This is a genomic window from uncultured Aureimonas sp. (genome assembly GCF_913775355.1).
GTDB lineage: Bacteria > Pseudomonadota > Alphaproteobacteria > Rhizobiales > Rhizobiaceae > Aureimonas.
In genome coordinates this window covers 1-5,262 of record NZ_CAJYIU010000063.1, presented here as the reverse complement: position 1 = coordinate 5,262, position 5,262 = coordinate 1, and the positions used below count along the sequence as shown (strand labels likewise).

The 5,262-nt window shown below is 70.3% G+C and carries 4 protein-coding genes; 3 read left to right on the top strand and 1 reads right to left on the bottom strand.

What is annotated here, in order from left to right; genetic code table 11:
* The 3 genes from QZ753_RS04955 to QZ753_RS04945 all read left to right on the top strand — a co-directional run.
* Positions 1–1,964: circularly permuted type 2 ATP-grasp protein (locus QZ753_RS04955; protein ID WP_294641581.1), on the top strand; the 1,964-nt coding region annotated here is incomplete at its 5' end.
* Positions 1,965–1,972: 8 nt separating this feature from the next.
* Positions 1,973–2,866, top strand: a complete 894-nt coding sequence (locus QZ753_RS04950; protein ID WP_294641580.1) for a transglutaminase family protein — start codon at positions 1,973–1,975, stop codon at positions 2,864–2,866.
* 97 nt (positions 2,867–2,963) lie between these two features.
* A complete protein-coding gene (locus QZ753_RS04945; RefSeq protein ID WP_294641579.1) occupies positions 2,964–4,100 on the top strand; it encodes a diguanylate cyclase in 1,137 nt (378 codons plus the stop codon).
* Positions 4,101–4,104: 4 nt separating this feature from the next.
* Here QZ753_RS04945 and glgB read toward each other — a convergent pair.
* Positions 4,105–5,262 (bottom strand): 1,4-alpha-glucan branching enzyme (gene glgB, locus QZ753_RS04940; RefSeq protein ID WP_294641578.1); only part of this gene is annotated, 1,158 nt, incomplete at its 5' end.

Here is a 5,262-nt window from a genome sequence, read left to right as displayed (position 1 = left end):
GCCTCCTCGGCCGCAATCCGGAGTTCCTGCGACCGCTGGCGCGGCAGGGCATGAGCGGGCGTCCGCTGATCCGCTTCATCGCGATCGATCTCGGGCGCGGGCCGGACGGCGCGTGGCGCGTTCTCGGTGACCGCGCGCAGGCGCCCTCGGGCGCGGGCTTCGCGTTGGAAAACCGCGTCGCGACCTCGCGCGCGCTGCCCGATCTCGCGCGCCAACTCCACGTACGCCGCCTCGCCGGCTTCTTCGCGCGATTCCGCGAAACGCTGGAGGGACTGAACGACCAGGACGGCGCCCGCGTCGGGCTGCTCACGCCCGGCCCCTTCAACGAGACCTATTTCGAGCACGCCTATCTCGCCCGCTATCTCGGATTCCACCTTCTCGAAGGTGGCGATCTGGTGGTGCAGGGCGACCGGGCCAAGCTGCGCACCGTCGATGGCCTGCGCCCGGTCGGCGTCCTCTGGCGGCGCCTCGACGCCGACTATGCCGATCCGCTGGAACTGTTCTCGCAGTCCCGCATCGGCACGCCCGGCCTTCTTCGCGCGGTGCGCGCCGGGCATCTCGAACTCGTCAACGCGCTCGGCTCCGGCATTCTGGAGACGCCGGCCTTCGCCGCCTTCGAGGACGCCCTGGCGACGCGGCTCGTCGGCGAGCCGCTGGCGCTTCGCTCGGTGGAAACCCTCTGGTGCGGCGACGCCGCTTCGCGGGCGCGCGTGGCCGTCGAGCCCGGCTGGACGCTCGGCCCCGCCTTTTCGGGCCAGGCGATCGAGCCGGCCATTGCCCGGCTTCCCGCGAGCGGGGATGCCGACCATCTCGTCGCCCGCAGGTCCCCGCCCCTCTCCTGCATCCCCGTCGAAGCGGACGGCGCGATGGAGGGCCAGCCCGTCACGCTGCGCGTCTTCCTCGCGCGCTCGGGCGAGGGCTGGGACGTCATGCCCGGCGGCTTCGCGCGCGCGGCGCACCGCGGCGAGGCTACGCCCGCGATCGGCGCCGGCGGGCGCTCGATGGACGTCTGGATCCCCGGCGACGAACCGGACGCACCGATCACGCTTCTGAGCTCCGGCCGCGAATTCCGCCGCCGCCTGCCGGGATCGCTTCCGGCGCGCGCGGCCGACAACCTGTTCTGGCTCGGCCGCAGCGCCGAGCGCGTCGAGGTGGCGGTCCGCCTCTGGCGCGCGGCGCTGGAGCGTCGCGGCGAAGAGCGTGAGACCGCCGTCGATGCCGCGCGCCGCGCGCTTCTCAAGCGCTCCGGCATCCGCGACGACGACCCGCTCGCCGGGCTGCACCGCACCGCGCGCTCGGCCTTCGACATCGCCTCGCGCATCCGAGACCGCTTCTCGCCCGACGCCTGGCGCGTTCTGGCCGAGGTGGTGGAACTTCTCGACGAGGCCCGCCGCCGCAAGGACACGGCCGATCATCCGGCGCTGGCCGGCCGTCTTCTGACGCGGCTCGCCGGCTTCTCCGGTCTCGTCGAGGAGAACATGTACCAGTTCTCCGGCTGGCGCTTCCTCCAGTGCGGGCGCCGCATAGAGCGCGGCGAGGCGACGGCGACGGCAACGGCCGACTTCCTCGCCGCCGGCGGCGAAGGCGTCTTCGAGGCGCTGCTCGAATTCACCGACAGCCGCCTAACCTACCGACGCCGCTTCTCGGTCGAACTCCATGCCGAGACCGTCCTCGATCTCTGCCTGCTCGACCCCCTCAACCCGCGCTCCGTCGCCTATCAGGTCGCAGCGGCGCGCCGCGCCATGGCGGACCTGCCCGGCACCCATGCCGGCGAGAGCCTCGATCTGGCGGCGCGGCGCATCGCCCGTCTCCATGTGCGCCTCGAGACGGCCGTACCCGCCGAGATCACGCCCGCCTTCCTCACCCGCGTGGCCCGCGATCTCCGGGACATTTCGGACCTTCTCTCCGAGCGCTACTTCGCCGTCGCCCCGCAAGGGTCGATCGAACGCTTCGGCAGCGAGTAGGCGCGGCCTTGATCTACGATATCCGCCTCCTGATCGCGTACCACTATCCCGGCTTCGTCGCGGATGCCCGGCACATCCTGCGCGTCGAGCCGCGCGAGGATCGCGGACAGCGCGTCCTCGCAAGCCGGCTCCGGTTCGAGCCGACCCCGAGCGAGATGCAGGGCGAGACGGACTTCTTCGGCAACCGCACCGCGCATTGCCTGATCGCGCGCCCGCACGACGCGCTTCGGGTCGAACTCGATACCCGCGTTCGCGTCGAGCGTCCGGCGCCGCGCCTCGAAGACACGCCGTCGCTGCGGCAGGTGCGCGAGTGGAGCGCGTCCTCTCTCGAGAGCGAGGGCGACAGCCCGATTCATTTCGGCGGGGCCGGCCGCCTCGTCGCGCCGTCGCCCGCCGTCGCCGCCTATGCGTTGGAGACGCTGGAGGCGGCCCCGGCCATCGGCCTCGGTCTCCTCATGCTCGCCCGGCGCATCCGGTCCGACTTCCGCTTCCAGGCCGGCGTGTCGTCGGTGGCGACGCGCGTCGAGGAGACATTCGCGATGCGCCGCGGCGTCTGTCAGGACTTCTCGCACATGATGATCGCGGGCCTTCGCGGCTGCGGCGTTCCCGCCGCCTATGCCAGCGGCTTCCTGCGCACCGAGCCGCCGCCCGGCGAGCCGCGTCTGGCGGGCGCGGATGCCATGCACGCCTGGGTCGAGGCCTGGGCGGGCCCGGCTGCCGGCTGGATCGGCCTCGATCCGACGAACGGCTGCCTCGCGGGGGAAGACCACGTCCTCGTCGCGCTCGGTCGCGACTATGCCGACGTGGCGCCGATCGACGGCGTCCTGATCACGGCGGGCCCGCAGAAGCACCACCACGCCGTCGACATGGTGCCGGTCGAGCCCGAGGTAACGGCGTCTTAACGACACCGCCATCCGGCATGCTGCCCGGCCACCGTCCATAAGACTTCCTTCGCGGATCGAGGCTCACAGTCCCGCCGATCGGAAAGGCGCGGGGCCCATGCAGATCGACCTCTTCACCATCTACGTCCTCTGCGCGGCGGTTCTCGGTGTCGCGAGCGCCATGGCCTTCGGCGAAAGCCTGTTCAACCCGCGCCATCAGCGGGTCCTGCGGCTCTGGTCGCTCGCCTATCTGTTTCTTCTCGCCGGATCGATGCTCGTGTCCTGGCGCGAGGAGCTGCCGACCGTCATCGGCTCCGGCCTGTCGAACATCCTCATCTTCACCGGCTACGGCCTGATGGTCGCCGGCATCACCCGCATCGGCGGCCGCGACGTCGCCCCGCCGCTCGCCGCCGTCGCGGGCGGCGCCGCCCTCTGGCTCTGGGCCGGGCCCAACCTGCCGCTGCCGATCTGGCACGCGATGGCGGCGCTCGTGATCGCCTGCATCCAGTTCGCGGGCGTCGCCGCGCTCCTGTCGCCGACGCTCGGCGCCATGCGCTCGCGCCCCCTCGCCGTCGCCGTCTTCGCCATCCACGGGGCGGTCTACATGACGCGCGTCATCGCCATGCCGCTTCTCGACACGGTGACCGACGCGGCGGCGATCAAGCTTCTGTCGATCCTGACGATGGGCGAAGGCGTCCTCTACGCCGTCGCGGCGCCGATGGCGCTTCTGGCCATGGTGCGCGAGGAGGGCGAGAACCGCCTCGTGGTGGCGGCCCAGACCGACTTTCTCACCGGGCTCGCCAACCGCCGCAGCTTCACCCAGCAGGCGAGCGAGCGGATCGGGCCGGATCTGCCGGCCGGCATCCTCCTCGTCTTCGATCTCGACCATTTCAAGCAGGTCAACGACACGTTCGGCCATCAGGCCGGCGACGACGTGCTGAAGCTCTTCGCCCGGGTGGCGGAAAGCGAGATGAAATCGAACGCCGTGATCGGGCGGCTCGGCGGCGAGGAGTTCGTCGCCTTCGTGCCCGCCTGCGACATGCGCGAGGGGGCCGACATGGCCGACCGCCTTCGCCGCCGCTTCCGCGACGCGTCCGAGGCCAGCGCACGTGCCATCCCCGTGACGGTCAGCGTCGGCGTCGCCTCCACGATGGGACGCGGTCTCGACGAGACCATGGCGGCCGCCGACCGCGCCCTCTATCGCGCCAAGCGGCTCGGCCGGAACCGGGTCGAGCCGGAGGCGCTGGCGGCCTGACGCCTCAGGCGCCGCGCGGCACCAGCACGATGGTCGAGAGCGGCGGCAGGCTCAGCGACAGCGAGAACGGCCGGCCGTTGGCGTGGATCTCCTCGGCCTCCTGCCCGCCGAAATTGCCGACGTTCGAGCCGCCGTAGATCTCGGCGTCCGTGTTCATCGCTTCCGCCCAGAAGCCGCCATGCGGCACACCGACACGGTAGCCGTGATGGACGTTGGGCGTGAAGTTGCAGACCACCAGCGCCGCGCCGCCGTGCTTGTCCTTGCGCAGGAACGAAAGGATCGACTGGTCGACGTCGGACGTGTCGACCCACTCGAAGCCGGCCGGCTCGCAGTCGTTCTCGTAAAGCGCCGGAACGCCGCGATAGAGCGCGTTGAGGTCGCGGATCAGGCGCTGCACGCCCTCGTGCTCGCGATACTGGAGGAGATGCCAGTCGAGCGACTGGTCATGGTTCCACTCCGCCGACTGCCCGAACTCGCCGCCCATGAAGAGCAGCTTCTTGCCGGGGTGCGTCCACATGAAGCCGTAGTAGGCTCTGAGGTTGGCGAACTTCTGCCACCAGTCGCCCGGCATCTTGCCGAGGATCGAGCCCTTTCCGTAGACCACCTCGTCGTGGGACAGCGGCAGCACGAAGTTCTCGGAATACGCATACACCATGCCGAAGGTCATGTGGTGCATGTGGTATTTGCGGTTGATCGGGTCCTCCTGCATGAAATGCAGGGTGTCGTGCATCCAGCCCATGTTCCACTTGAAGTGGAAGCCGAGGCCGCCGGCATAGGTCGGGCGCGAGACGTCGGGGAAGGCGGTCGATTCCTCGGCATGGGTCGAGGCGTTCGGATACTGCCCGCCGACCTGCTCGTTGGTCTCCTTCAGGAAGGCCATGGCTTCCAGATTCTCGCGCCCGCCGTAGATGTTGGGCTCCCACTCGCCGTGATTGCGCGAGTAGTCGAGGTAGAGCATCGAGGCGACCGCATCGACGCGCAGACCGTCGACATGGAACCGGTCGAGCCAGTAGAGGCCGTTGGCGACGAGGTAGTTCTTCACCTCGGTCCGCCCGTAGTCGTAGATCAGCGTGTTCCAGTCCTTGTGGAAGCCGCGGCGCGGGTCTGCGTGCTCGTAGAGCGCCGTGCCGTCGAAGCGGCCGAGGCCGTGGACGTCGGTCGG